The organism is Sphingobacterium sp. UBA7631 (assembly GCF_002483935.1).
In the GTDB taxonomy this organism is placed as follows: Bacteria; Bacteroidota; Bacteroidia; order Sphingobacteriales; family Sphingobacteriaceae; genus Sphingobacterium; species Sphingobacterium multivorum.
Genome location: NZ_DLIX01000010.1, coordinates 960,760 through 987,134, shown reverse-complemented (window position 1 = coordinate 987,134; position 26,375 = coordinate 960,760). Strand labels below are relative to the sequence as shown.

Sequence of the window (26,375 nt, the reverse complement as noted above, 5' to 3'; positions counted from 1 at the left end):
TTGGTATGGGACCCCGAGCTTTTTAAGAACAGCAATAGAAGACACAATATGATAATATGACGGATGCACTAATAAAATATCTATTCTCGATAGGAACACTGTCAGCTGACGAAGTGAATTTTTCTGTTCAGTTCTTCAAACCACACGATTTGAAAAAGGGTGATTTTTTTATTCGTGCGGACGAACCCTGTCGTCATATTGGATTTATATCCAGTGGTGCGGTAAAAGCATATGCCGTCGACAAGGAGGGGAGAGAAAATATAACCTGTTTCAAATTTGAAAACGAGTTTGTAACTTCATTCCCAGAGTTTGTCGCTCAGGAAAAATCCAGAAGGAGTATCAGGGCTGTAGAAGATAGTATAATTCATCGGATAAACTATGCTGACTATCAATATCTGCTTGGTCGAGTGACTTCTTGGAACAAGGTTATACAAGCTGTGATGGAACGGGAATATATCCAAAAGGAACAATACCTCCTGAATTACAATAATAAGTCAGCGCTCGATAAATATCATCATGTTCTTTCGAATGAACCAAAGCTCGTTCAGCGCATAGCGACACAAGACCTCGCCTCATATCTGGGCATCACGCAGCGATCTCTTACAAGAGCGAAGGGACAAATACATCGCGCCAAAGTATTATAGGACAAATGTCCTTATTTATTTCTATAGAGTGCCATAGTTTTGCAAAAAAAAGCTATGTTACATCAAATTGCCCAAGAAGTTTTTCATGTACCATTGATGCCACGAAATAGTATCAACTGCTATATAGTAGAGGGTGTGTTGGTTGATTGTGGGATACGCAGTTCATATAATACGGTGAAGGGAGCCCTTCAGAAAATACCCGTCCATCAACATGTGCTTACGCATGCCCATGCAGACCATCAGGGCTGTAGTGATCAACTATGTGATGAATTTGAAATACCTTTACTTTGCCATGAAAATGAAATTTTTAGGACTGAAACAGGTATGGTAACTAATGACTATCCAAATCCCAAACATTGGTTAGCAAAACTTCAACAAAAATACTGGGCGGGGCAGGGCCACAAAGTCGATGGTACACTCGTTGAAAATGATAGCATTGGAAACTTTCGGGTCATAGAAACTCCAGGCCATTCAGCCGGTCATATTTCTTTATTCCGTGAGCGGGATGGTGTATTGATAATCGGGGATGCTGCTACAAATATGAACCTGCTCACTACAGTTCCTGGCCTAGGGCTCCCTCCAAAAATATTCACGTCGGATCAACAGCAAAACATCAGATCGCTCCAAAAGTTAGCAGGATTAAATCCTTCTATGATATGCTTTGGTCATGGCCCGGTCATGCGAAATACGGATCGAAAGTTTGAGCAATTTGCGGCCAAATGTGTATCGTGGTTTAATTCGTAAACTTCCAGTACAGACTCGTCAAGTAGGGAATTACAAATGAATAGACAGTATAAAACTCTTTTTTGAAATCCAGTTTTTGCGATGATTATCTAAAGATTAACATCCTGAAAATGGATATCTTCGTAGATTCAATATCGATTGGCCTTGAAGCCATATCAAGATATCGTATCCACTGTCATAACTGTCCCAAAGAAAGACTGGAAAAATCTTATTGCCTTAGAAGTTTTAAGTAACTTAATATTATTCCGCTGTGCTCGGCTTCGTGAAAGTTAGCGGCTTGAAGCGCTTGGATATGATTATTGATGGAGAAGCCAATTGGTAAGCTGAACGATTGGTATTCAACAAATATACCTGATGTTAAATCTTTACTAAGTTGGTTTACTGTATAAAGCAATAGATGTTTTATTTCATCAATGTCTGGCGTATTTTTCCACGTATGTGGTGCCGTTCCAATTTTGAATGCTTCCATAAATTCCTGCGATATATGCATTGGTAGTCCACTACGCATGTACATATGCCGCTGCTGAGAAGTGATACAGTGGCCAATTTGCCAGACGATATTATTGTTAAAGGTCTCTGGAATTTTAAATAATATGGTATTATCAACTGTTTCCATTACTTGTAATAACCTGATTCTGCTAGCCTTTAAAATTTCAAATTCAAATAATTCAGTTGTCATCGTATTGGTTAAGATTCTAGATCAGTTTAATAAAGTCTTATTGGAGCGAATAGATCAATTAATTCGATTAATGATTATGCCAATGCGATTTTTTGCCGAGTACAAGAAGTGCATCTCTGAAAGCTAGTGCCAGCTCCCTAGAAGGACCGACTCCAAAGTAATGAAGAAAGATCATGTGTGGATCATCTCCAAGCATATGGTTGTGGATTGCTACAATTTCGATAAGGTGTTTTCTTAAAGTACTGATAACTTGATTGACCTCATGGTCTAACATTGCGATGTCACCCGCAATATAGGCTTCGTTTTCGGATCCGGTAAATGACGCCCAACTGTTTAAACCGATCGATGATGTCATTTCGGCTCCCATTGCCATAATTTTTAAATCGGATCGTCCTACGGTATATTTGATTGTTGAGCCGTTTATCGCGGCCTCATGACCGATAATTTTATTTAATTCCGTAACATTAAATATCTTATCCCCGGGATCTTGTTTTTGATTCAGTGGTGCTGGTTGATTTCCAACAGCTATCTTAGTGTTTGAGATAGCTGCTGCGTATTTCTGAGCCAATTCGACTGGTTCCCCCATTCCGTGGATGTGCATATAAAAGATTCGGGGTTCTTCATAAAAGAAATGATTATGGATTGCCCCAACTTCCAGACCTGATTCAAGGGCAGCAGTAATAAGGGGATTTACTTCTTCCTGAAGTAGAACACAATCACTCATAAGCACAGCACTCTTTCCATCCATGGTCCTCTTTATCGCAGCCCATCCTCCAAAGCCAAAAGATATAGGAACATCCTTACCTTTGACGGTCACAGCTAGATCATTACGGGGAAAACTGGTATTATGTGTAACTTCTTTTGTATTATATTTTCCTTTCTTTCCTAAAGCCTTTTCAATTCCCTGGATTTCAGCCTCGGTTAGATCAGGCGTATTCGACGTGGTCGTAGAAAACGCACGAACTGTTTTAAGACCAACTAGTCCGCTGCCTGTTAGGAGCAATCCCATTTTCAATAGCGTTCTGCGTGACGTTAAGTTTCTAAAATTTTTCATCCTGATCTATTATATTTTGAAAATATTACTACGTATAAACAATAAACTATCCCTTGCAACAAATGAACACCACTATTGTTGTTCATTTGGGAATTTTAATCGATCACGATTCGATTTAGAATATATATATCCGAATTGAAAAGCAGCAGCAATAGAAATTTTTTGTTCATTGCCAAATCGGACTGGGAAGGGAGTTGCTAGAAAAAGTTTTCCAGCCTGACCATGTGTTATGACCTTGCTTAATACCGGTGTAAGCCCATATCGTCCGGAAGTTTCAAATGCAGCCCTGGCGATAAATGTGAATTCCTTTCCGATGGGAAATAATACGCCCGGATGGAACAAGAAATTGCTCATTTTGCTGTTCCCGGATGCTACTTTAATGTAGGGAACCATTTCCAGTGAAAATCCCAAGTGTCCTTCTCTAAGTATATTGATACCTGTCGGCATACCTACCTGATAGCTATCTTTAAAATTTGGCGTTATCGTACCAGATGATAGGGAAGCAATGGGGTTTACTATACCAACATAAGCAACCAGTTTGCTCGGTTGTTGGGCTCTTAAATGTAATGATGATAAGAGTATAATAATGATCGCTGCACAAAAAGTTTTATGGTAAGAGGAGTGGTATCGGTTTGGTTTCATAATATCTGCTTTATAAAAGCAAGTATAACCAATACGTAACATCTCAAAATAGAATAAATTTTACTATTTTGTATATTCCTTACTTTTTAAAAGATTTCCTCCTATATTCTGAAGGATTACTTCCTGTAAATTTTTTAAAAATGCGCGTGAAATGACTTTGATCAGAAAAACCTGTCAGATAGGCTATTTCAGTAAGGGAAATTGAGCGGTCAGACATAAGTTCAATAGCTTTTTCTATTCTTTTTTTACGGATGTACTCACCATAATTTAAGTTTTCAAAATATTTTGAGAATTCGCGTGACAAATAGCTTGAACTAATATCCAGTTCTTCGGAAAGTTGATTTAAGCTTAATGTTGTATTTGTATCGATTTGATCCTGTATCATTTCCCGCAATAATGCGGTCCATTCTGGAGATTTTTCTTTTTGCTTATCATTTAAATGTTCGTGATAGATTTTAAGGAGCAAAACCTCAGTTGGCCCTTCATTGCTATGTTTCAGTCGGTAGAGGTGTTGAGCCCAGCTATAAAGGCCGTCATAAATGACCATTCCGATCTCCAAAAGCTGATTGTCGTCCTTGATATTGTAAGCTAGACCTGAAAAAATCGCCTCGAGACCTGCAGATTGTGGCATTAAATCATGTCTATCCGTATCCGCACTACGAACAATTGCAGCAATTCGTTTTAATGCCGGATCGTTTAATTCATGTTTTTTAAGGAAATAGTCAAATGTACACTCGTCTGCATAATGACTGTATTCTACACCAGGAATATCAAACGGAATGGCCTTCGTTTGTTTAGCAATTTCAAAGACCGTATTTAGGGGGGCATATATTATTTTTGCGTCCGGATTTATAAAACGCTTTATCAGCCATGGACAAGCAATCCTATCGATCTTTGGTCTTTCACGTGTAATCCAATCCATATCTTTCTTTTCGTCAAAATATTATGATTAAGATCAATAATTATTGTGTAAAAACAAAGGGAAGTATTTAATTTATTATAATAGCAATACGTTGTCTTCTTATTCAGTTTTAAAAAAATACTTTCTTTATTAGTGTGTTTTATTATATTAGAGTGAAACGCTTTGAAAGATTAAGAGGGAGGTAATGCTTCATTCAAAACATAGCTAATAGATATTTAAACCAAAATCTTATCATTATGATCCATACCAAGCTTAGTATACACTGTAAGATTTTGGTATTCTTTTTTTTTCTTTCGAGCTGCACAACAGTAAATATACCAATAGCTAACTTAAATAAGGTTTCTCCAGGGGCAATGAATCAATTGACAAATGATTCTTTAGGACTAAAGATTGACTTCTATGGGAACGCAAACTTTGGATCTAGGTATCTAGATTTAAAAGATGTCAGGTCTATTTTTCGAAAAAGAAAGATAAAATTTCCATCAAAAAATATTGTTTTTTGGGGTACATATGATGTGACAAGAAATCCAATGTATTTTGTCGGCAGTTTGGAAACTTCTTTAGATGTCTCAAAGTTCACTGCAGATACGTCTATGTATAAATGTGTTTATTATCGTAGTATCCAGAAAAATAGAGATAATATAATAAGTCGTGTAGCGATCCCATACCACAGAGATTCATTTCTTTTGGTCAGTGAAGTTAGGACGGAAATCACCGATATGCAAGAAAGTGTTAAAGATGTTTTAAATGGCATAAAAACGTCCTACAATTCTTTGGCTTACGGAGAGAAATTTGTCGAGCAGAAGCCCGTTCAAGAACCAGATTATTATAATCTAGCTGAATCAATTTTTAAAGATAAGGGATATGCGAATTATTTCTCTACAAGAGATACGCTGGAAAAACTTGTTCTGCAAAATGAAGATAGCCAATTTGCCAACGAGCTATTAAAATCATATCGTTCGTTTCTTGGTGAAAGTGTTCAATATGATAACGAAACTAAACAAGAACAACAGTCAGTCGAAAAAACTGCTATTACCATTGACCAACTGGTAGAGAAAATTAAGGAACATCGAGTGGTTATGTTTAATGAGAATCATTTACAACCACGTTGTCGTTTGTTAATCAATCTTTTACTGCCAAAACTTTACAAAGAAGGCTTTAATGTCCTTGCTTTAGAAGGTCTATCCGAAGATGATGACCGAATTAATAAGCTGGGATTTCCAAACGTTGAGAGCGGATTTTACACCAGGGATCCTAATATGGCGAATCTCATCAGAACAGCAAGAATTTACGGCTTAAAAGTAATAGGCTATGAAGATTTTGAAAACACAATCAATAGAGATCTACAGCAAGCTAAAAATCTGATTAGAAAAAGTGAAATCGTTACAAAAAATCAAGTTAAACTTATCGTATTAGCTGGCGGAGGACATATTGAAGAAGGAGATATCGGAGAAATCAAAAGTATGGCTCAATATTTTAAGAAACTAAGCAAAATTGACCCTTACACAATTAATCAAGTTAAGTTTTTATCTATTAACGATGTTAATGATTTGGTATATGTTATCGAGAGCAAGATATTGAATGGTTATGACTTGTATTTATCAAATAATCTGAATAGCGATAAAATAGTAATTGGAGCAAAAGATTTAAACCGCAGCTATAGTATACCGAATACTGATTCGACCAAATCAGGCACATCGGCCATTTACATTTATCATGAAAAGGAATATCAATTGGATAAAACAGCTATTCCAGTTTACTTGTCACTTTCTAAAAAGGATTCGCTACAGGTAGACCTTCCGAAAGGAGTATATAGATATGTCAAGCGAGATCATTATGGGGCTATAATTCATCAAGAAACTATTGCGGTAGAATGATTAAAACATCGCGCAGGATATAATTTTCGCTTATGTTATTTTTCGTTGTTAAAGGGACATGGGGGGTGAAGGTAAAACCATGTTCGAGAAGCTAACTACGCCTTTTTTTACAAAAAATAAAACGAAAGCAAATCAACCGTTGTTATAAGAATACTTTTCATAAATTAGGTTAATAACAGGTAGTAAAAACCTTGAGATCCCCCCTCAAGGTTTTTTGTCTTTATCTCACTGTTTTACTGAGCCATGCACAAACTTTCAAACACCTTGGTATTTATCATAAGCACATTAAAGTCGCAGCAGCTCCGGTTGGCACTAGTTGATCAGGTCTAGTTCTTTCAATTTTCCCAATATAAGTCGGACGACGGCAGAGGTTCTGCCAACATCACTGAGGGTTATCCATTCAAATGAATCGATTTCACTTGCTGCCTGTAGTGTGCCCGAATAATCCGCAAAATAGCAGGTCATCTTCACGATTACATCGGCCTCTTTGCCATCGGCCGGGGCTTGGAAGGTCTCAAAATAACGGATCGAATCTTCTTGGACCTCAACGTTGAGTTCTTCCTTAATTTCTCGCTTCAGACATTCTATGTCGGATTCATTAGGTTCTCTTTTGCCTCCTGGCAAATAGAGCTTTGATTTTGATTTGGAAAGTGCCGTCAACACTTTTTTATTCGAAATGCTGATCAATGCGACCTTATCTATAACCTTATTGTCCATATTATAAATTTAGTGAATTAAAATGATGTAAGCGGTTAACAAGCTATGATCACTTCGCTTTTTCCTGTTTGGATTAAAGTTTTTTTTTATTCTTATTACAGCATTTTAACGATGTACTTCTAAAGCAATGATCGTTAATCGATCCAAATGAAACCCTGAGAATAGGTACGGGCCTTACCGGCCACGATCACTCTATCGTTTTTGTTTTCGCAATAAAGTTGCCCCTCTCTTTCAGACAGCTGACGGGAAAAAAGAGTATCCTTGCCCAATCTTGATGCCCAAAACGGAATAAGGGAACAATAGGCAGACCCAGTAACGGGATCTTCGAGGATCGTTGATTGTGGTGTAAAGTATCTGGATACAAAATCACTGTCGTTTCCTGTTGCTGTGACGACCACACCTCCGGGATCAAGATTAATCAGATCAAAAATGGATCTGTTAATGTGGATGTTTCTGACCTCTTCCTCAGATTCGTATAGTAAAACATAATCTCTTGATTTATAAATCTCTTTGGGTTGTATGTTAAGCGAGTTTTTAATAACGTCGGGCAGTGCGGAAGGCTGTGGCATTCTGGATGGAAAATCCATATAATAAACTTCGTCTTTTATATCAACAGTTAATTCACCTACTTGCGTTTCAAAAACAATTTTGCTTTTTTGATAGTCTAGGTGCTTAACCAGGCAATGCACGGTCGCTAAGGTTGCATGGCCACATAGGTCCATTTCAATTTCAGGTGTAAACCATCTTAAATGGATTGTATCACCGTTATCTATGAAAAAGGCCGTTTCCGCCACCGCATTTTCACGTGTAATTTTAAACAGTGTCTCATCGGGTAACCACTCTTTTAACGGTACCACGCAGGCTGGGTTTCCCCGGAAAATTTCTTCTGTAAAGGAATCTATTTGATATAGTTCTAACTTCATGATGGATAAATTGCTGTCGTTTGTAAAGTTAATTCAATTCATGAAGATTAGCTTCATTGTTTACAGAATTTGACAGTAAACGCTATATTAACCGATGCTGTACAATCCCTTTGAACAGGTCCCGGGCTGTCAAATCCAAAGATTATTATGTTCTTTTTCGCTCAAATTTTTCCTAACTGTAATTAGGTAGAAATACAGCAGATGTTATTGTGAAGCAAAATGATGAATAGTAATAAACAGTTGAACAACATTTTGAGGGAAATATTTTAAACCTTTTTCATGCTACTATTGTGTTATAGAGAAAATGGGGTAAAGTAAATAAATAGCTATGGGACTATCGAAATATCGTGAAAAGCGTTCTGAAGAGAAAACCCCGGAGCCGTTTGGGGGACAGCCAAGTGGGACTGAATTACGCTTTGTTGTGCAGAAACATGATGCCTCTCATTTACATTACGACTTTCGTCTTGAGATGGATGGTGTTCTGAAAAGTTGGGCGGTGCCAAAAGGGCCTTCTATGGATCCTAGTATTAAGCGCCTCGCTATGATGGTAGAAGATCATCCCTATGATTACCGAGACTTTGAAGGGGTGATCCCCAAAGGTCAATACGGTGGCGGTACCGTGATCGTCTGGGATGAAGGGACGTATGAGCCAGCTGAAAGTGGAATTAAGGAAGTAGCTAAACAAGAAAAAGACCTGTTGCATCAGCTCTATTCCGGCAAGCTTAAATTTAAGCTCAATGGTCAAAAGCTAAAAGGAGAGTTCGCTCTTGTTAAAGCCCACGGACGTGGAGATAACGGGTGGCTGCTCATGAAACTAGACGATAAATATGCCAGTGAGAAAGATATTACAACAAAGGATAAATCAGTGATCTCAGGCAAGACAATTCCACAGATGGAAAAATCACCCGATCAGGTTTATGGTAAACATATTATCAAAAAAGACAGTACGGTAAAAGATAAGCGTTCAACAAAAAACAAAGCATCTGAGCTAATCAATGATCAGCTTGAAGCTGTTCCTACGGCGACTTCCAAAAAGAAAACGAATATTCAGGCACTTTTAAAAAATACGCCAAAAAAAAGATTCTATTCCCATATCGAGCCTATGCTCGCTACCTTGGTCGATAAACCCTTTGATGATGAGGGCTGGATCTATGAAGTCAAGTGGGATGGATATCGCGCAGTAGCTTTTATGAATAAAGGTGAGGTGGAACTAAAATCCCGTAATGACAAGAGCTTTAATGAAAAATTCTATCCCATCTATGATCAATTGAAGGAGCTGAAATTAGATGCCATCTTGGATGGGGAAGTTGTCGTTTTAGGTGGAAACGGCACGGCCAATTTTGGCTCGCTCCAAAATTGGCGGAGTGAAGCGGATGGCGATCTGGTTTATTACGTTTTCGATATCCTTTGGTATCAGGGACAGGACCTGAAAGACCTGACATTGCTCGAGCGTAAGGCAATTTTAAAAGAAATCATTCCCAAAGGCAACAGTATCCTGGTCAGTGAACATTTTGAAACTTCCGGAATACATTTTCTGGAGGAGGCTAAAAGGCTTGGCTTGGAAGGGATTATGGCGAAGCGTAAAGATAGCACCTATCATATCCATAATCGTTCTAAGGACTGGCTTAAAATTAAAGCAAACAAAAGACAGGAAGTGGTCATAGGCGGGTATACACTGAATGATGATTCAAGTAAGCAGTTTAGTAGCCTTCTTGTAGGCGTCTATGAAGGAAAAAAATTGATCTACACTGGAAAAGTCGGTACTGGCTTTAATGATAAGCTTCAAAAAGAAATGATGAAGCTATTTAAACCGCTTGTTATCAACAAAGCACCTTTTTCTGAAGAACCTGATGTCAATAAGCCCTCGCGTTTCAGACCAAATCCGCCACATGCTACCGTGACATGGCTTAAACCGGAGCTTGTCTGTGAGGTGAGCTTTGCGGAATTAACCAGCGACGGTATTATGCGGCATCCTTCGTTTGACGGAATGCGCGAAGATAAAAGTGCCAAGAAAGTAATTCTTGAGGAGGAAACTCCTACAGAAAAAATGGTAGACGATATGGAAGATAAAATTGTTACACCCAGAGTAAAAGGGCCGCGGAAAACGCTATTAAATCCGACGGATAAAACCCAGGTCAAAAAGATAAATGGACATGAACTAAAGTTTACCAATTTAGATAAGGTGTTTTGGCCGAAAGAGGGAATAACCAAAAGAGACCTCATTAATTATTACTATCAGGCTGCTCCATTTATATTGCCTTATCTTAAGGATAGGCCGCAGAGCATGAACCGTTTTCCAAATGGCATTGAAGGCGAAGGTTTTTATTTTAAGAACGTGACTGATACGGCGCCGGAATGGGCAGAGACCTATCTCTACCACAGTGAAACAGATGAAAAGGACCGTCATTATCTTGTGGGCAAGGACGAAGCCACATTGCTCTATATGGCGAATCTCGGCTGCATTGAAATGAACCCCTGGAGCAGTACGGTTAAAAAGCCTGAAAATCCGTCGTTTTGTATAATTGACCTTGATCCGGACAAAAATTCGTTTGATCAGGTTGTTGAAGCTGCTCAGGTCACAAAGAGCATATTGGATGATATGGGGGCGACTAGCTATTGCAAAACCAGTGGCTCTACAGGGCTTCATATCTATATACCACTCGGTGGCAAATATACCTACGAACAATCTAAAGAGTTTGCCCGGGTAATTGTCACGCTAGTCCATCATGAGCTTCCTAAATTCACCAGTCTAGAGCGGTCCATAAAAGACCGCAAAGGTAAAATGTATCTTGATTTTTTGCAGAACAGGCCACATGCGACCATTGCAGCCGCATATTCTGTCCGCCCCAAGCCAGGAGCGACAGTGTCTATGCCACTCCATTGGGACGAAGTGAAAAAAGGGTTAAAAATAAGCGATTTTCATATTTTAAACGCGATTGAAAGAATGCAGAGCGAAGGAGATATTTTTAAACCTGTATTGGGAAAAGGGATTAACCTAAAAAGTATAGTGGATAAATATTATAAATAAATTTCATTTTTAAAAATCAATAACTTTAAACGAGTATTTATGAACGTAAAACGCTTTTTCGGAACAATACTGACTATTCTTGGTATTGTCGGTTTAATTTATACAGGCTATGAACTCATCAATAAAAGCACTGCGTACACCAATTTAGGGGTAGTGGGCGTATTAGCTTTGATTTTCTTTTTTGCCGGTATCGGTCTGGTGAAAAATACCAAAGACGAGTCTTAGCATTAGCCACCAGTTAAAGACCAGCAGGGATTATAGTATATGGTGATCTCGATTTTTTGCATCGCTGACCGTTTTATAAGGTAACCACTACCTTTCCGACGGTACGGCCGGTTTCGATTTGTAGATGAGCTTTTGCCATCTCGTCGAAACCGAAAACATGCGAAATGTGCGGTTTTAAAATACCATTTTCCAAGAGGCTTAAGTCAGATGCTCGGCTTTTTTATAAAAGATCAAACGAATACTGCATTCCGGTTGTTCCTAATACGAAAAATGAGACGATTGCTTTTGCTGGCTTGATTTACACTTTGTCAAGCCAGCATTTTTTGAATCCGACTATCCCATTATTGGGATCATAACTATATATCAGGGCCGGACTATTCCGGCCTTCTTTACTATATGGTAGCAAATCTTGAACCTGGGATATTTATTGTATATGTCGGGTTGCCTTTTGCAGATATTGCCTTTAGCTACTTCATCTTGCTGTACGACTAATGTTTTTTCTAGATCATCCCAAGGCTGTTTCACAGCCTTGAAAACATGTTGAGAAATTTTCTAATACCATGATACTAAATTCCAGTAGCCCATTGTTCTTTATTTTGGTTAGGATAATCCTCATTATGGCAACGTAAGTAAATCCATTTTAGAGGCAACTTTGCATTCATATTAATATTAGTTAAAAATGGAAAATAGGCAAAAGGAAAAAGTTTGGTTCATTACAGGATCTTCAAGAGGATTTGGAAAAATATGGACAGAAGCCGCTTTGAAACGTGGCGACAAGGTGGCAGCTACAGCACGTAATATAAATAGTATTGCCGTGTTAAAAGAAACGTATGGAGATCAGGTTTTGGTTCTTGAAGTGGATGTAACCAATCGCTCCCAAGTGCAAAATGCGATCCACCAAGCCAAGCAGTATTTTGGCAGATTGGATATTGTGCTCAATAATGCAGGGTATTCTTTAGTGGGGACCATTGAAGAGAGTAGCACTGATGAGGTAAAAGCCATGTATGAAACAAATATTATCGGACCTATCCATGTGATTCAGGCAGCATTACCCATACTGCGAGCCCAAGGGCATGGCCATATTTTAGGTACATCCAGCGCTGTCGGCATTTATAGTAATCCCCTAATCGGCTACTATTGTTCTTCGAAATTTGCGTTTGAAGCTATTTACGATAGTTTGTCTAAAGAAGTTGCGGCATTTGGCATCAAAGTAACGCTGATTGAACCTGGGGGTTACAATACCGAATTTGGCAGCACCGAATCACTGAAAATAGCCAGCAAAAAGCTACCGGATTATGACGATTTGAAAAGTCAGGTGATGAAAAATTTACAAACGATGAAGCGGGGAAATCCTAGTGCCACTGCCGATGCGCTATTTGCTATTGTAGATGCTGAAAACCCACCGTTGCGATTCCTTTTGGGTAAAAATGATCTGCCACTTATCCGTCAAATTTATTCAGAGCGTCTCCAGGAATGGGAAACCTGGAAAGCGATTTCTCAAGCAGCCCAAGGCTAGTGATCTATGTCGTCGTTAACAATCTTGCGATCTATTCGCTTTTCTTTTTTGTGAGGAAAAGCGAATATTGTTTAACTTGTAACCTAGAATTTTTATAATATGGTTTCCAAAAAATCGAATCATTCCGTAAAAAGATTTAATACGCTGGCCGATGTCATGCAGGCATCAGGTTTTCCGCCGCCGCAGCATCCCTTAATTGTTTTGTTGAATGGGGTAGACAAGCCACTTGAAGGTCATGCTCCTCCTAAATCACATGTGTTGAACTATTATAAAATAGCTTTTAAACCAGATGCCGGAGGGGAACTAATCTATGGCCATACCAAATTTGATTTTAAAGAGGGCGGTCTGTTTTTTGTTGCTCCTCAGCAGATTCTCTCTGCTATAGAAACGGATAAGCAGAAGGAAACTAGAGAACAAAGCATACTTCGCCCACAGATCACGCTGCTCATAGATCCTGATTTTTTATTGCACTATCCGTTAGCCCAAAAGATCCATCAGTATCACTTTTTCTCCTACGCTACCAATGAAGCGTTGCACCTTTCGAACAAAGAAAAAGAAACCATTCTATCACTTTTCAGAAATATAGAAGAAGAACTTGAGAACCGTATAGACGAGATGAGCCACAATGTGATCATCGCCCAGATTGAACTGTTGCTTAATTATGCCCAACGATTTTATAACAGGCAGTTTCTGACCCGAAAACAAAACTATCCAAGTATTGCCGAGCGTATTGATCAATTGCTAGAGGATTATTTCAATAGCGATAAGGTCCTGAGTGGAGGAGTTCCTACTGTGAATTATCTTGCTGAGCAGCTGCATATGTCAGCGAGTTATTTAAGCGATCTGTTGCGAAACCTTACCGGTCAAAACACCCAGCAAATCATTCATGATAAAATGATTTATCGGGCAAAGAATAAGTTATCTACCACAACTCTCCGTGTTTCTGAAATTGCATTTGAATTAGGTTTTGAACAACCGCAATCTTTTAGCAGATTGTTTAAATTAAAAACCAAACAAAGTCCACAACAATATAGAGCCCAATTCAATTAATTTTTACGGATACTTAAACTCTCCGCACTATTTTTTCCGCGGCGGATTTGTATCAGCGTTTTTGAGAAAACACTTCATTTAGTCAATTTTACAATGGAAGTTTTAACACTTGTAATCAGCAGTAAATGGTACTTACAATCTAATGGAAGATAAATATAATCTGTTAAAAGAACATATAGAGAAAGTCGTTGTACTTACTGAAGATGAATTTGACTTGGTAAAAGCATGTTTTATTCAACGGCAGTATAGAAAGTCGGAATGTATTTTTAGGGAGGGCGATACCGTAAACTATATTTACTTTGTATTGTCTGGTCTTCTTAAATTTTATTATACAGACCATGACGCTAAGCAACATATTGTTTCATTTGCAATGGAAGACTGGTGGGAAACCGATGTTTCAGCCTTTTACACGGGCGGAAATGCTTCATTTACTTTGGAATGTCTTGAGAGAACAGAATTACTTTGTCTGTCGCTGGAAAATTTTGAAAGGTTGTGCAATAGGCTTCAAAAGATGGAACGCTTTTTCCTTCGTAAATCAATTGCCGGGCATATCGGTTCCCAGCAACGGATCTTATCATTTTTAACCTCGGGAGCAAAGGAAAGATATGAGCAGCTGATCAAAAGAAATCCCGCTTTGCTGCAACGGATTCCAAAATTGTTGCTTGCTTCTTACCTAGGCGTATCCAGGGAGACATTAAGCCGTCTATTTTCTTGATTTTATTTAATTGTGAGGTTTGTCACACAGGTGAATGTAAAAATATTTTGAGCTTTGCTCCATAATAATTTTACAGAAATGGAAAAGAAAATAATCAATCCTTGGAACTGGCAGGAAGCCAGAAATTATGTGCAGGCTGTTGAAATTAAACATGCCCATTCAACCTTATATGTGTCGGGACAATGTGCTATTAGTGATGATGGCGTATCGAGCACTGCTGATATGAGAACCCAGATTTTTCATACTATTGAAAATCTTGAAAAAGTTATTCAATCAAGTGGATATGAAGCTCGACATCTCGTTCGCCTCAATATCTACACGACCGATTCTACAGCGCTATTTGAAAACTTTGATGTAATTCAGGATTGGCTTACTAAAAATAAAGTGAAGCAAACAAGTACAGTTTTGGAAGTCAAGACATTGTTTGAAACTTTGAAGGTAGAACTGGAAGCAACACTGGTTAAATAACGTCAGGATTAAAAAAATGGCGATAGCTCACTATTTGCCATTTTTTTATTGTTGAATAACGTCCATAAACCGCATTTGGTTGGAAACTCATAAAGGACAATTCTAATAGCTATAAAACGAAATAATCAGCAAAACTTTTCCCCTAAAATCGCAAACGCTTTGCAGCGAGGATTGTTCTTTCTTTGCAGGCATAGGCTTTTGATGCTTCGGAAAATCGTATAAATTTTAGCTCATTACTCCATGGATCAGCTTAGCTTATTTAAACATGAAGGATATATTTTTCCGGAAGATCTCCTGAACTTTGAACCGGACTTTCTTATGCAGGAGGAAGCTGATCAGTTGTTTGATTTCCTGCTGAAAGAAGTACCCTGGCAGCAGACATCCAAAATAATGTACGACCGAACGATATTGACTCCTCGCTTGACCGCCTGGTATGGCGACGAAAATGCTACTTATCAAATGGCCGGAAAAACGATAGCCGTGAACGAATGGCTTATCTCATTAAAGGCGTTGAAGGAGCGGATTGAACAGCGGTTTCATTGTACATTCAATTCCGTCTTGCTCAATCTATATCGCGACAATAACGATTCAGTCGCCTGGCACCGCGATCGCGAGAGCGAATTGGGCAATAGACCCGTGATCGGGTCGGTGAGTCTGGGACAAGCACGCTATTTTGATTTCAGGAAAGTGGACGATCATAATAAGAAGTATTCGTTGCTACTGAATCATGGTTCTTTGCTGTTGATGAAAGGCAATCTGCAGGAGACATGGGAACATCGAATCGCAAAATCTACGCAAAAGATGAGCGCAAGGATCAACTTGACATTTCGCCTGATCAACGAACTAGAGAATGAATAAACAATTTTTGTATAAAGATCAAAAGAAAGAGAACCGTCCATTGTTATAACAATACTTTTCATAAATAAGGTTAATAACAGATAGTAACAACCTTAAGTTCTCGATTTAAGGTTGTTTATCTAACATATTTTAATTTGAATTAATTCTTTTTTTATTAAAAAACTATTCAAATAAAATTGTTGTTTTGTTATAAACTAAATTTCTATAGCATATTACAACTTTATGCACAATCAAAGATACCCCAAAAACGATAACAGCCATCCTCTTATCATGGATAATAATTATAAGCTGGTCGCTGATATGATTAAAAAAGATCTTTTTGGAGTGCTCCTTAAAGCTAAATTAATATGTAATACGGAAATTGCAGTGTTGACTTTATTTGATAACAGTCAAAATTTTGTACAGACTTATTTTCATGATGTCGATGGCAATATAAGTATCGATAAGGTATTTTTCGATTATGTGTTTGATGTCAACGGCACGCTAGAAATTCCAGACGTTAGCACTGAGCCTCAGTCGCAGCGCAATTCAGTTATTTTCCAAAATTTTGGTATACTATACTATTATGAGGCACCATTAATCGGTTACGACGGAAAAATAGTTGGTTTTTTAAGCGTTATGGATAGACGCCCCAACAAGCTTACGGATAGTCAACGGACTCTTCTTTCATTATTGTGTATAGAAGTTTTTAATTTACTTCAAGAGAAAAACCGGCATCTCCAGTTAACTAGTAAGTTGGAATATGTGAAGTCTACACTAGACATGACCAGTCAGGTTGCCAGAGTAGGGAGCTGGGAGTATGACTTAGTTGATGATTATATCGATTGGTCTGAAATGACCAAGATTATTCATGGGGTCCCAAAGGACTATCGTCCATCTATTGAAACAGCAATAGAGTTTTACAAGGATCCTCAACATAAAATGAAAATTGTTCAGGCTATAAATTGCGCAATATCTACGGGAGCATCATGGGATCTTGAATTGGAGATTGATACCTATCAGGGTACAAGGTTGTGGGTTAGAGCATTAGGCAAAGCAGCTTTTAAAAAGGGTAAATGTGTTCGACTATATGGCACTTTTCAGGATATCGATAAGCGTAAACGCTCTGAAGCGGAATCGATACGTTCTAAGAAAATGCTTGAAGATGTTTTGAATGCCACTACTGCCGTTGCTATCATAGCAACTGACGCAGAAGGGGTGATAACCCTTTTCAACCGGGGCGCAGAAAATTTATTGGGGTATAAAAGTGAAGAAGTGATCGGTAAAATTACGCCGACATTATTTCATAGCAGTAGAGAAGTTAGAGATCGCGCGAAGGAACTTGAAATTGAATTTGGCTATCCGATTAGTGAATTTAGAGTGTTCGTCGAAATAGCGGAGTGCTACGGATACGAGCAAAGAGAGTGGATTTATATAAAAAAGGATTTTACGCAACTTTATGTATCTCTTGCCGTTACTGCAATGCGTGATATTTCTGGTCAGATCATAGGTTATCTTGGCATTGCCACAGACATCACGAAGATTGTACTTCAAAGAGAAGAGTTAGAGAAAGCTAAAAAGCTTGCTGACCAAGGTAGCGTGGCGAAGTCAGAGTTTCTCGCCAATATGAGTCATGAAATTCGTACACCTCTTAATGGGATTATAGGGTTTACGGATTTGATGAGTCGAACAAAACTAGACGATACACAAAAAGAGTATCTTTCCATTGTTGATCAGTCTGCTAATCTTCTTTTGAGTATCATAAACGATATACTTGATTTCTCTAAAATTGAAGCTGGCAAATTGGAGCTTTCTATTGAAAAAAATGATCTGTATGAGATGTTTGCTCAGGTGGCAAGTTTGATTGATTTTCAGTGGAAAGCCAAAAAATTAGATTTTCGGGTAAATTTATCAGAATCACTACCACATTATGTTTGGGTTGACTCACTTCGTCTCAAACAGGTGCTCATGAATCTTTTAAGTAATGCAATAAAATTTACGGAAAAGGGAAGTGTTGCGCTACATGTTGATGTACTATCTTCGGACGAAAATTCCACGACGCTTCGCTTCTGTGTTACGGACAGCGGAATCGGTATTAAACCGGATAAACAGCAAAAGATATTTGAAGCATTTTCTCAAGAAGACGCGTCAATAAGTAAAAGATTTGGAGGAACAGGGCTAGGACTTAGCATTTCCAACCAATTGCTAAAAATGATGGACAGTAAATTACAATTGGAAAGTGAACACGGAAAAGGTAGCAAATTTTATTTTGAAATAACATTGAGATCTCTAAAAGGGGATGTATATGAATGGAAACTTTTAGAATCTTTACATATTATGATAGTCGCCCGGCGAGATGCCGAACGAGCAAATATTGCATTGATGTTGCAGATGAAGAAAGTTAATGTCTCGTTGGCCGATAACGGATTTGAAGTTCTTCAATTGTTGACTAAAGGAGAACGGTATGATGCGATTATTATCGACAATGATCTACCTATTATGAACGGTATCGATACTGTAAAAAAAATCAGGGAAAAGTTACTTTACAGAGGAGTTGGACAGCCCGTAGTTTTAATGTTATCAGTGCTTGAAACCAACCCAGCCCTTATTGCTGAAAGCAGCAATATTATTCATTGTATTAACAAACCAGTTAAAGTAGATCAACTGTATTCAACATTAGTTGCTGCGCTACAGCTGAATGAAGGATCTATCAAATATGCTGAAAAAGAAACGCTCTTTTTGGAAGGCAAATACAAGATTTTAATTATTGAAGATAATAAATTTAGTATGTTGCTCACCAGAACCATTGTACAGAATGTTCTTCCCAATGCTGAAATCATAGAGGCTGTCGATGGTTTCGCGGGATTTGAATTGTTTAAGGACAATAGGCCTGATTTGGTATTCATGGATATACAGATGCCTGAAATGAATGGATATGAGTTAACTGAATTGATTAGGAAAAATGAGGACGGTAGGATGCATACACCAATTATAGCATTGACTGCAAGCAATATTAAGGAAGAAAAAGAACGATGCATTTCGTGTGGAATGGACGATTTTGCAGTGAAGCCTTTTGTTAAGAAAACGGTGCTGGAGCTTTTGAGAAAATGGTTGATAAACGACGACAATGAGTAAAGAATAAATCTAATTCACAATTATCGAATGTCCTACTTAAATCCTAATCTCTACAGTTCGTCGTAGCATTGAATATATCTTATTTCATCGTTTAAAACAACATGTTCCTCTGTGTGGTTTTATAAACTAACGGGGTATCATACTGATCCATCACAAGATCTAATGCTTGTAGACCGACAAAAATTAATGATTCAAAACAAATTGATAAAAATGAAAAATATAAGAATATTACAGATAGCCAATGAATTTATAGCAAAGGGAGATTATGAAAGCTTCTTAGCTTATTGTACTGCAGACACGAAATGGGTCTTTGTAGGGGATCGTATCCTCCATGGAAAAGAAGAAGTCCGTGCTTATATGAAAGAGTTCTATCAGGAACCACCAGTTTTTAATGTGGAAAAATCGATTGAGGAAGGCGATTCTGTTATGGTGACCGGAGAAATTCGGTTGAGAAATAAGGCCGGAAAATATGAGCATTTCGATTATTGCGACATTTGGCGATTCGAAGATGGAAAAATGGCAGAGCTTAAAGCATTTGTAAATGAAAAACACGGATAGCCGCTATCGTCATCCGAATAGGCTTGGTATTTGATCTATTTCGTGTGTGGTTATACAATAATCCGTAATTTTGATTGAACGTGTGGGGCTTTTCACCGGATGTGCCATATTGAATTTAGCGGGGAAGGCTATTGCGCACAAACTCACTAAAGCAATGGAAAATGAATTAAAATATCAGGCAGTAAAACCTGACAGGCCGTTAGCGAATTTTGTTGACAGCTTTTGGCTTTTACAAAATCAATCGGATTGTGATAAAGAAGTTGTGGTACTGCCTGACGGAAGAGTTGATCTATTTTTTACGCAATCTGCAACAGAGCCTTTCCACATGACGCTTTTGGGCATCCAAACTAAGCCGGGGCGGGCGACCATTGCGCCTTTGCGACAGACTTACGCCATCAGTTTTAACCCGCTTGCAATCCAATCTGTTTTTCAGACCAGCATCGCCAACTTGGTGGACAGGGCAAGCCTCTCGCCTCCTAATTTTTGGAACTTTAGTGCCGACGACCTGAATGACTTTGATTTATTCTGTGCGAAAGCTACAAAAAAAATACAGTCACTTTTGCCACGTGAAGTTGACAACAGGAAACGAACACTGTTCGACCTTATTTATACATCAAACGGGGCGATTACAATTAAAGAACTTGCAGCACAATCGTTTTGGAGTCGGCAGCAGATCAACCGTTATTTCGATCAGCAGTTCGGACTTACGGCAAAAGCATATTGCAATATTATCCGCTTCCGTGCTTCCTTCCAGCACATCAAAGAAGGCAAATTGTTTCCACAACAAAACTTTGCCGATCAATCCCATTTTATTAAAGAAGTCAAGAAACTTGCTGGTGTTTCACCAAAAGAACTGTTGAAGAACCAAAATGAGCGTTTTATACAATTTTCAACGCTCAGATCCACCTAATTTTGTTCAGTCAAAAAAATTAAATTGTACTGGATATGAAATTACAAGACAAAAAAGTGGCAGTCGTTGGCGGTGGTCCTGGCGGACTCACACTAGCCAAACTCTTACAATTAAAAGGAGTAAATGTAACTGTATATGAGCGTGATAGTAATAAAGAAGTTCGCCAGCAGGGAGCCACACTGGACCTGCACGAAGAAAGTGGATTGGAAGCTCTTCGCAGGGCAAATTTGATGAATGAATTTAAAGCTAGCTTTCGACCCGAGGCTGGACGTTTAAGGGTGTTGGACAAGCAGGCCATCATCAAAATGGATGAGCACGAGCTTCCACATAAGGATCAGGAAGATCGTCCTGAAATTGATCGTGCCCCTTTGCGTGATATTTTAATAAACGCATTGCATGAGGGTACCATTGTCTGGGACAGTCAGTTTGTTTCAATGGAAGAACAGGATCATGGCTGGCTTCTGCATTTCAAAAACGGAAAATCTTTTTACGCTGACCTTGTCGTCGCAGCGGATGGTGCAAATTCAAAAATTCGCCCTTATTTAACCGATATTAAGCCAATTTATTCTGGCATCACGATTGTTGAGGGAAATGTCTACGAGGCTGAAGAAAACGCACCGAAACTTTGGGAAATCACAAAAGGCGGAAAAGTCTTTGCGCTTGGAAACGGACAATCCATTATCTTAAGTGCAAAAGGAGAGGGCAGTTTATCGTTTTATACCGGTTGTAAAGTCCCTGAAAATTGGGTGCAGGAAAGCGGCATTGACTTTAACAACAAGCAACAGGTATTTGATTGGTTTAAAGTCGCGTTCTCCTCCTGGAGCGAACAATGGCATGAACTTTTTGCAAGTAATGAAATTTGGTTTATGCCACGCCCGCAATATTATTTTCCATTGGACGAGACTTGGCCCACATTACCCAACTTGACCATGCTTGGCGATGCGGCACATCGTATACCGCCCTATGCCGGTGAGGGTGTAAACCAGGCAATGCAGGATGCTTTTGAGCTGGCCGAAAATTTGACCAGCGATCATTTTCCGGATATTCAGACGGCAATTTCACAGTATGAAAAACAAATGCAGGCAAGGGCGGCCGAAGTTACCAAAGATACGTTGGAAAACACCGAAATATTACACGCGGAAGGTGGACTTGACAATTTGCTGGCGATGTTTAACGAGCGGAGGTAAACCACGCTCGGCCATTTCGTGGGCAAAAACCACGATTAATCCAATACCTACTCTTTTCCGTTCTATTTTATACGATCGGTTCTGCTGTACTTTGCTTTGAACAAAATATAAATACTATGCCAAGTGCACCAAAGTGGTTATTTGATACCTTAGAATTCTTAACGCCCAAGCTGCCTTTGATCGAAGTTGTCGAAACAGTCTCTTTATCAAAATCTGTGAAGAGGATTTGTTTCAAAGGGGATTTAAAAAATGTACAATTTACGGTCGGTTCGTTCATAGACTTCAGAATTAATGATACAGAGGCTCGAAGATATACCGTTTCCCATGCAGATACTGAAAAGGGCTTGTTTGAATTCGTCGTTTATTTGAATGGTAAAGGTTGTGGAAGTCGTCTTATGGCGGATTTGAAAGTGGGCGATCAAATTGTGATGTATAAGCCAAGAGCGTTAAGTAGGTACTATGATAAAACAACGCAAAGATTTGTCATTTTTGGCGATGAAACTTCGTTAGCACTTGCTTGTTCTTTTCTTCCAGTGTTAAAGAAGAACAAGCATCAGTTTATGTTTATTTTTGAATTAGAGGAAGAGAACAAAGATGTTCCAAAATTATTGGGTTTGGAAAACTGCCTGATATTTTCCAAAAACTTTTTGTCCAACAAGCAGGAGTGGGTAGGCAAACTGCCGGTGATCGATACTCCAGATTGGCAAGAAGCTAAGTTCGTGTTGACAGGTAATGCAAAATCGGCTCAACTCTTCAGAAAAATTATTAGAGAAAACACCAATGGTACCGTTTATTTACACGGCTACTGGTTAGCCGGTAAAAAGGGATTATAAATAGCTTTGAATTATCATACACATCATTAGCCGCCTGGGCTGGTCCAGCTTGGTAACTAAAGGTGAACCGTGGGCGATGAAGATGAAGGATTGTCAGCATTAAACCGTAATTTTATCGTTCAAACACGTTGAACATGACATTTCTATACCAGTATTTTCGCTTGTATTGGGTGCTAGCGGCATTCCTATTTTCCTTCCATGTTTCTGCACAAAAGCAATCAGGAGTGGACAGCAATGCGTTGGCTATTCACTTTGTTGACGGACAACTTCCTGAAGGTAACTATACCGCAGCGGTGTTGGGAATTCCTCGACCTAATGCATCGCAGCTTGCAATTGTTGAGAAAATGAAACAAGCCTTGAAAGCCAATGAAGATTGGTTTTTCAAAACAATGAAGGAATTAAAACCCGGAGAGCCTATACCATATCACAAAAATCTAGGGATTAGCGAAGCGGAGTATGCTACTTTTATGGAGTTCTCCCAGGCTATCAAAATAGATAAAATAGGGGCTATGGAGCTCAAGATCGTTCGAAAGGACAATAGCATCCATTTCGAACCTAAAGACTTCGGCGATTACTTAAAATATGTGGTCATCAATTTAAAAGACCAGCGGGTCAGGGTTGATAGCCTGGGCTTGGAATACAAAGGGCAGATCATTATGGATGCTAAACGGACAACACTGGTTGCTGGACCTTGGGCAGGTTACTCCTGGCAACTCGAAGAATTTAAGAAAGACGGACAATTAATTTTAGATCCGAATAAAGTGGATCCTGCAGAGATGGGAGAACTGAATATAAAATCTATTGAGGTGATAGTTGGCAAACTCGATCATAATAATCAGTGTTTTCTATATGTCAAGAGCAATATTGTCGATAAAGGCCATGTGCTTGCAAAACAGGATATAGCCCTTTTATTAACGAAAGAATAGGCAGAAATTCAGAAATATACCTAACTTTAAATTAGAGCAAAGCCCAAAGCCGGTTTAACATTGGCTCAAGCGGAGATCTAGCCAAAAAAAGGCTCCCTTATCGGTTAATAAGGGAGCCTTTTATTTGAAAAAAATCGCCTATCCATTTTCCACTTTTGATTTTTCATGGGCGAGAAGTTCATCTGCGCAGAGTTTTCCGAATTTATCGGCCGCCAATGGGCTATCCCCAGTAATCAATTTTCTGTCAACGTGACAATCGCCGGCAATTTTTTTATTCAAAATTTCTACCCCAAGTTGTTTGAGTTTTTCGCCATAAAACCAGGGCATCTCGCCCGGCTGGTAACCACTTTCTGGCAAAGTCTTATCCATTTCATCGGGAAACGAATTGATCTTATACCCCTTAAAGGGAAATTCAGCGTCTCCGCAATCTGCAGCGCTTAAGAGCGCTGCCGGGCCATGGCAGATTGCCAAGAGATATTTATCTTCAGTTACTGCCCATTTGATAAGTTCTTTTACATCATTATTTTCAGGTAGCCCGAGCATTGCGCCATGTCCACCTGGAATAAAAACGGCCACGTAGTCAACATATCCTTTGTTCGTATCAGCTATAAAATCCCGTAGGTTGTGCGGGTTTGAAAATTGTGTATTATACTTGTCGAGGATGTTACCGATGTTTTCATCTTCGTACGGCATAGCCCACATTTCGAATTTTACAGGAGCACCGGTTGGTGTGTAGAAGTCAACCTCAAATCCAGCCTGTTCGAAATGAAGAATGGGAACGAGTGTTTCGACCGGATGATTGCCTGTTGAAAATTTCTTTCCATTTTTCATGGTCATATACCGTTCTTCTGTGCAAAGCACAAGAATCTTTTTTCGGGTGTCCTTGTTGACATCGCTGTACTTTTTTTTGCTGTAATTTGTCTTGGTCGTAACCATTGTCTTTCTTGAAAAAAAAGAAGGTTCGTAACCAATCCCGTCAAATACGGGTTCTTTGCTCAAATCGTTTGAAAATAATGACATAGTAATATTTTTTTTGGTTCGACATTCGTGCTATTGATAAGCTTCGAAGGTCAAACTTTCCACATTTATTAATCTTTAAGAGATAACAATATCAAAACCCATGCTGTTTCGCCTAAAAAATATTTGTAATCAGGGCAAAATATTTTACGAGGAACTTGGCTTTATGTACTCAAAAATATTTCATCGCTAAAGTAACTAACCATATCAGGTTTTAAGGTAGCTTGGACGCTGTTCAAGCGGGCTTTTTCTTTTTGTACATGAGGGAACATATTTTCCAATTTGCCGTCTCTTCAATACAATCCAACAGATCGATATCCGGCATCAAGGTATACGTTTCATTTGGCAGGAGTAAAAAAAATATTAGCTCCAGTGTAACAGATGTTTACCTCCATATACTTATTGTATATGAAAGAACTATTCAAAGCAATGCTGTTGCTGTTTTTAGGCACAGCTTTTACGAAAGCTGTATCGGCGCAGTCTAATACGAGTCAATCGGTTATGGTTGAGGGAAAAAAAATGGCCTATAAAACCAGCAATCTTGCCAACCGCAAAGCGGGGGAACCTATTTTGGTGTTCGAAGCCGGATTGGGCGGCGGTACATTTGATCCGATTTTACCCCTTTTGCCCAACCATATCGCGAGTATTCAGTACGAAAGAAGTGGTATTGGTAGTTCCGAACCCGACTCCCGTATTGTGACAGATAGCCAGGTGGTGGCGCGCTTACATGGCCTTTTGCAAACCTTGGCCATTCAGCCCCCTTACTTGTTAGTGGGGCATTCCATGGGAGGCCCTTACATCCGTCTGTTTGCAGCCCAGTATCCCGATGAAGTATGCGGACTGGTATTTTCGGACCCGACGGATTTTATGTTAACCGAGCAAGAGGATGAACATGCTAAAGTGGTCTCGCAGAGTAAAACGAGCTATCAGCAGATTACAAAGATTATTATGGAGCAGATGTCCAAAAATAAAAATTCCAGTGCGGGAGCACATATTGATGCTGCTCGAGCGCTAACGTCCATTTCAAAAGGATACTTTCATGAATACCGAACATTGCCGCCATTGAAAAAAGAAATTGCTGCTACAGTGATCATATCCTACAACAAAAATATTGAACTGCCGGATGAAGAGCTGGACCGTAAACTAAATCTGGGTATCAATTTTAAGGCATGGTGGAAAGAATACGATGAATTGCGAATCCAGCACTATGCAGCATTGTTAAAAGACAATGACCATAGCATGCTTGTCCTGCTCCCGAAATATTCACATGGTATTTACTACCAAAATCCGCAATTGGTTGCAAAACTCATACAGGACAATTTTAATAGCTATAAAAAGGAATAACTACCTCGAGTCCCTTGATTCGAGGATGGATCCGATGTAGGAATCAAGGCTTTTTATTTTCCCCTTTTATGCTTTACCAGCACGATCCAATCGTCCTGTACACTTTCTGTGCCTACCAATAATAGCGCATTGTCTATCGACAATAAATCGTCTTCCGCAAGTGGAGTTGTGCTGGTTTGCGCGAGCAGCTGTTCAAGATTCCCTTTCATGGGTTTATAGGCGTGCTCGCCAAATTTTCGCCATAAGTACGTAAATCCTTCACGCTTTAAATAGCTGAGTATCTTTTCGTTCATAGGTCGCGTTTTGTAATAAACAGCACATCCGCCATCTTGTTTAAGCCAACGACCAACTATAAATTATATCGCTGACAATGAATGTGATAAAAATTAAACCATTGTGCCTTCTTGATTGTTTGCTAATAATA

Annotated in this window: 26 protein-coding genes; 17 read left to right on the top strand and 9 right to left on the bottom strand. The window is 38.9% G+C overall.

Annotated elements, in window-relative coordinates:
* Window positions 1-56: 56 nt before the first annotated feature.
* Window positions 57-644, top strand: a complete 588-nt coding sequence (locus tag B3P16_RS20765) for a Crp/Fnr family transcriptional regulator (RefSeq protein WP_286754522.1) — start codon at window positions 57-59, stop codon at window positions 642-644.
* Between the two features lie 54 nt (window positions 645-698).
* Window positions 699-1,388: an MBL fold metallo-hydrolase gene (locus B3P16_RS20760; RefSeq protein ID WP_070568485.1), complete on the top strand. Its 690-nt coding sequence runs from the start codon at window positions 699-701 to the stop codon at window positions 1,386-1,388.
* A gap of 208 nt (window positions 1,389-1,596) precedes the next feature.
* Here the strand turns inward: B3P16_RS20760 and B3P16_RS20755 are convergent, their stop codons facing one another.
* The 4 genes from B3P16_RS20755 to B3P16_RS20740 form a co-directional block, all read right to left on the bottom strand.
* The gene (locus B3P16_RS20755; protein WP_070568482.1) at window positions 1,597-2,067 is read right to left on the bottom strand and encodes a DinB family protein; all 471 of its coding nucleotides are present in this window, start codon (window positions 2,065-2,067) and stop codon (window positions 1,597-1,599) included.
* A gap of 67 nt (window positions 2,068-2,134) precedes the next feature.
* Window positions 2,135-3,121, bottom strand: a complete 987-nt coding sequence (locus B3P16_RS20750; protein ID WP_286754523.1) for a DUF1259 domain-containing protein — start codon at window positions 3,119-3,121, stop codon at window positions 2,135-2,137.
* Between the two features lie 72 nt (window positions 3,122-3,193).
* Entirely contained in the window at window positions 3,194-3,763 is a 570-nt protein-coding gene (locus B3P16_RS20745) for a hypothetical protein (RefSeq protein WP_286844198.1), read from the bottom strand.
* Between the two features lie 79 nt (window positions 3,764-3,842).
* The gene (locus B3P16_RS20740) at window positions 3,843-4,685 is read right to left on the bottom strand and encodes a chromate resistance protein ChrB domain-containing protein (protein WP_286844196.1); all 843 of its coding nucleotides are present in this window, start codon (window positions 4,683-4,685) and stop codon (window positions 3,843-3,845) included.
* Between the two features lie 236 nt (window positions 4,686-4,921).
* Between B3P16_RS20740 and B3P16_RS20735 the strand changes: the two genes are divergently transcribed.
* On the top strand, window positions 4,922-6,562 hold the full coding sequence (locus tag B3P16_RS20735; protein ID WP_286779462.1) for a hypothetical protein: 1,641 nt from the start codon (window positions 4,922-4,924) through the stop codon (window positions 6,560-6,562).
* Window positions 6,563-6,874: 312 nt separating this feature from the next.
* Here B3P16_RS20735 and B3P16_RS20730 read toward each other — a convergent pair whose 3' ends face one another.
* Window positions 6,875-7,279 carry an NUDIX hydrolase gene (locus B3P16_RS20730; protein ID WP_286754528.1) on the bottom strand — a complete coding sequence of 135 codons (405 nt, stop codon included), beginning with the start codon at window positions 7,277-7,279 and terminating at the stop codon, window positions 6,875-6,877.
* A gap of 134 nt (window positions 7,280-7,413) precedes the next feature.
* Window positions 7,414-8,202: a PhzF family phenazine biosynthesis protein gene (locus B3P16_RS20725; protein ID WP_286754529.1), complete on the bottom strand. Its 789-nt coding sequence runs from the start codon at window positions 8,200-8,202 to the stop codon at window positions 7,414-7,416.
* A gap of 328 nt (window positions 8,203-8,530) precedes the next feature.
* On the opposite strand from B3P16_RS20725, the gene ligD reads away from it, so the two are divergent.
* Window positions 8,531-11,230 (top strand): DNA ligase D, encoded by a 2,700-nt coding sequence (ligD, locus tag B3P16_RS20720; protein ID WP_286844194.1) that lies wholly within the window; start codon window positions 8,531-8,533, stop codon window positions 11,228-11,230.
* Between the two features lie 39 nt (window positions 11,231-11,269).
* Window positions 11,270-11,455, top strand: coding sequence for a hypothetical protein (locus B3P16_RS20715; RefSeq protein WP_046675983.1), 186 nt, complete (start codon window positions 11,270-11,272; stop codon window positions 11,453-11,455).
* Window positions 11,456-11,528: 73 nt separating this feature from the next.
* Here the strand turns inward: B3P16_RS20715 and B3P16_RS20710 are convergent, their stop codons facing one another.
* On the bottom strand, window positions 11,529-11,648 hold the full coding sequence (locus B3P16_RS20710) for a zinc-binding dehydrogenase (protein WP_286844192.1): 120 nt from the start codon (window positions 11,646-11,648) through the stop codon (window positions 11,529-11,531).
* 486 nt (window positions 11,649-12,134) lie between these two features.
* On the opposite strand from B3P16_RS20710, the gene B3P16_RS20705 reads away from it, so the two are divergent.
* The 11 genes from B3P16_RS20705 to B3P16_RS20655 all read left to right on the top strand — a co-directional run bounded on the left by B3P16_RS20705 (window position 12,135) and on the right by B3P16_RS20655 (window position 23,590).
* Window positions 12,135-12,971 carry an SDR family NAD(P)-dependent oxidoreductase gene (locus B3P16_RS20705; protein WP_286779465.1) on the top strand — a complete coding sequence of 279 codons (837 nt, stop codon included), beginning with the start codon at window positions 12,135-12,137 and terminating at the stop codon, window positions 12,969-12,971.
* 99 nt (window positions 12,972-13,070) lie between these two features.
* Entirely contained in the window at window positions 13,071-14,021 is a 951-nt protein-coding gene (locus B3P16_RS20700; protein WP_286754532.1) for a helix-turn-helix domain-containing protein, read from the top strand.
* Between the two features lie 142 nt (window positions 14,022-14,163).
* Window positions 14,164-14,736, top strand: a complete 573-nt coding sequence (locus tag B3P16_RS20695; protein ID WP_286754533.1) for a Crp/Fnr family transcriptional regulator — start codon at window positions 14,164-14,166, stop codon at window positions 14,734-14,736.
* A 78-nt stretch (window positions 14,737-14,814) separates the two neighbouring features.
* Window positions 14,815-15,204: a RidA family protein gene (locus tag B3P16_RS20690; protein WP_286754534.1), complete on the top strand. Its 390-nt coding sequence runs from the start codon at window positions 14,815-14,817 to the stop codon at window positions 15,202-15,204.
* Between the two features lie 240 nt (window positions 15,205-15,444).
* A complete protein-coding gene (locus B3P16_RS20685) occupies window positions 15,445-16,062 on the top strand; it encodes an alpha-ketoglutarate-dependent dioxygenase AlkB family protein (protein WP_286754535.1) in 618 nt (205 codons plus the stop codon).
* A gap of 270 nt (window positions 16,063-16,332) precedes the next feature.
* Window positions 16,333-19,176, top strand: coding sequence for a response regulator (locus B3P16_RS20680; protein WP_286754536.1), 2,844 nt, complete (start codon window positions 16,333-16,335; stop codon window positions 19,174-19,176).
* Between the two features lie 210 nt (window positions 19,177-19,386).
* Window positions 19,387-19,734, top strand: a complete 348-nt coding sequence (locus tag B3P16_RS20675; RefSeq protein WP_286844189.1) for a nuclear transport factor 2 family protein — start codon at window positions 19,387-19,389, stop codon at window positions 19,732-19,734.
* 70 nt (window positions 19,735-19,804) lie between these two features.
* The gene (locus B3P16_RS20670; RefSeq protein WP_286844187.1) at window positions 19,805-20,644 is read left to right on the top strand and encodes a helix-turn-helix domain-containing protein; all 840 of its coding nucleotides are present in this window, start codon (window positions 19,805-19,807) and stop codon (window positions 20,642-20,644) included.
* A 35-nt stretch (window positions 20,645-20,679) separates the two neighbouring features.
* Window positions 20,680-21,831 carry an FAD-dependent oxidoreductase gene (locus tag B3P16_RS20665; protein WP_286754537.1) on the top strand — a complete coding sequence of 384 codons (1,152 nt, stop codon included), beginning with the start codon at window positions 20,680-20,682 and terminating at the stop codon, window positions 21,829-21,831.
* 116 nt (window positions 21,832-21,947) lie between these two features.
* Window positions 21,948-22,664, top strand: a complete 717-nt coding sequence (locus B3P16_RS20660) for an FAD-binding oxidoreductase (protein ID WP_286754538.1) — start codon at window positions 21,948-21,950, stop codon at window positions 22,662-22,664.
* A gap of 134 nt (window positions 22,665-22,798) precedes the next feature.
* Entirely contained in the window at window positions 22,799-23,590 is a 792-nt protein-coding gene (locus tag B3P16_RS20655; protein WP_070568446.1) for a hypothetical protein, read from the top strand.
* 138 nt (window positions 23,591-23,728) lie between these two features.
* On the opposite strand, the gene B3P16_RS20650 is transcribed toward B3P16_RS20655, so the two are convergent.
* Entirely contained in the window at window positions 23,729-24,610 is an 882-nt protein-coding gene (locus tag B3P16_RS20650) for a DJ-1/PfpI family protein (RefSeq protein WP_070568443.1), read from the bottom strand.
* Between the two features lie 405 nt (window positions 24,611-25,015).
* On the opposite strand from B3P16_RS20650, the gene B3P16_RS20645 reads away from it, so the two are divergent.
* The gene (locus B3P16_RS20645; RefSeq protein ID WP_286844186.1) at window positions 25,016-25,951 is read left to right on the top strand and encodes an alpha/beta hydrolase; all 936 of its coding nucleotides are present in this window, start codon (window positions 25,016-25,018) and stop codon (window positions 25,949-25,951) included.
* Window positions 25,952-26,004: 53 nt separating this feature from the next.
* Here the strand turns inward: B3P16_RS20645 and B3P16_RS20640 are convergent, their stop codons facing one another.
* Window positions 26,005-26,244 (bottom strand): hypothetical protein, encoded by a 240-nt coding sequence (locus tag B3P16_RS20640; protein WP_286844185.1) that lies wholly within the window; start codon window positions 26,242-26,244, stop codon window positions 26,005-26,007.
* Window positions 26,245-26,375: the final 131 nt, after the last annotated feature.

What these genes read in the sequence shown, in the direction of transcription:
- B3P16_RS20655 (WP_070568446.1), top strand. Translation starts at nt 22,799, where the DNA reads ATGACATTTCTATACCAGTATTTTCGCTTGTATTGGGTGCTAGCGGCA.
- B3P16_RS20745 (WP_286844198.1), bottom strand. Translation starts at nt 3,763, where the DNA reads ATGAAACCAAACCGATACCACTCCTCTTACCATAAAACTTTTTGTGCA.
- B3P16_RS20740 (WP_286844196.1), bottom strand. Translation starts at nt 4,685, where the DNA reads ATGGATTGGATTACACGTGAAAGACCAAAGATCGATAGGATTGCTTGT.
- B3P16_RS20705 (WP_286779465.1), top strand. Translation starts at nt 12,135, where the DNA reads ATGGAAAATAGGCAAAAGGAAAAAGTTTGGTTCATTACAGGATCTTCA.
- B3P16_RS20690 (WP_286754534.1), top strand. Translation starts at nt 14,815, where the DNA reads ATGGAAAAGAAAATAATCAATCCTTGGAACTGGCAGGAAGCCAGAAAT.
- B3P16_RS20760 (WP_070568485.1), top strand. Translation starts at nt 699, where the DNA reads ATGTTACATCAAATTGCCCAAGAAGTTTTTCATGTACCATTGATGCCA.
- B3P16_RS20660 (WP_286754538.1), top strand. Translation starts at nt 21,948, where the DNA reads ATGCCAAGTGCACCAAAGTGGTTATTTGATACCTTAGAATTCTTAACG.
- B3P16_RS20765 (WP_286754522.1), top strand. Translation starts at nt 57, where the DNA reads ATGACGGATGCACTAATAAAATATCTATTCTCGATAGGAACACTGTCA.
- B3P16_RS20685 (WP_286754535.1), top strand. Translation starts at nt 15,445, where the DNA reads ATGGATCAGCTTAGCTTATTTAAACATGAAGGATATATTTTTCCGGAA.
- B3P16_RS20750 (WP_286754523.1), bottom strand. Translation starts at nt 3,121, where the DNA reads ATGAAAAATTTTAGAAACTTAACGTCACGCAGAACGCTATTGAAAATG.
- B3P16_RS20680 (WP_286754536.1), top strand. Translation starts at nt 16,333, where the DNA reads ATGGATAATAATTATAAGCTGGTCGCTGATATGATTAAAAAAGATCTT.
- B3P16_RS20755 (WP_070568482.1), bottom strand. Translation starts at nt 2,067, where the DNA reads ATGACAACTGAATTATTTGAATTTGAAATTTTAAAGGCTAGCAGAATC.
- B3P16_RS20735 (WP_286779462.1), top strand. Translation starts at nt 4,922, where the DNA reads ATGATCCATACCAAGCTTAGTATACACTGTAAGATTTTGGTATTCTTT.
- B3P16_RS20695 (WP_286754533.1), top strand. Translation starts at nt 14,164, where the DNA reads ATGGAAGATAAATATAATCTGTTAAAAGAACATATAGAGAAAGTCGTT.
- B3P16_RS20730 (WP_286754528.1), bottom strand. Translation starts at nt 7,279, where the DNA reads ATGGACAATAAGGTTATAGATAAGGTCGCATTGATCAGCATTTCGAAT.
- B3P16_RS20675 (WP_286844189.1), top strand. Translation starts at nt 19,387, where the DNA reads ATGAAAAATATAAGAATATTACAGATAGCCAATGAATTTATAGCAAAG.
- ligD (WP_286844194.1), top strand. Translation starts at nt 8,531, where the DNA reads ATGGGACTATCGAAATATCGTGAAAAGCGTTCTGAAGAGAAAACCCCG.
- B3P16_RS20650 (WP_070568443.1), bottom strand. Translation starts at nt 24,610, where the DNA reads ATGTCATTATTTTCAAACGATTTGAGCAAAGAACCCGTATTTGACGGG.
- B3P16_RS20665 (WP_286754537.1), top strand. Translation starts at nt 20,680, where the DNA reads ATGAAATTACAAGACAAAAAAGTGGCAGTCGTTGGCGGTGGTCCTGGC.
- B3P16_RS20645 (WP_286844186.1), top strand. Translation starts at nt 25,016, where the DNA reads ATGAAAGAACTATTCAAAGCAATGCTGTTGCTGTTTTTAGGCACAGCT.
- B3P16_RS20700 (WP_286754532.1), top strand. Translation starts at nt 13,071, where the DNA reads ATGGTTTCCAAAAAATCGAATCATTCCGTAAAAAGATTTAATACGCTG.
- B3P16_RS20725 (WP_286754529.1), bottom strand. Translation starts at nt 8,202, where the DNA reads ATGAAGTTAGAACTATATCAAATAGATTCCTTTACAGAAGAAATTTTC.
- B3P16_RS20640 (WP_286844185.1), bottom strand. Translation starts at nt 26,244, where the DNA reads ATGAACGAAAAGATACTCAGCTATTTAAAGCGTGAAGGATTTACGTAC.
- B3P16_RS20715 (WP_046675983.1), top strand. Translation starts at nt 11,270, where the DNA reads ATGAACGTAAAACGCTTTTTCGGAACAATACTGACTATTCTTGGTATT.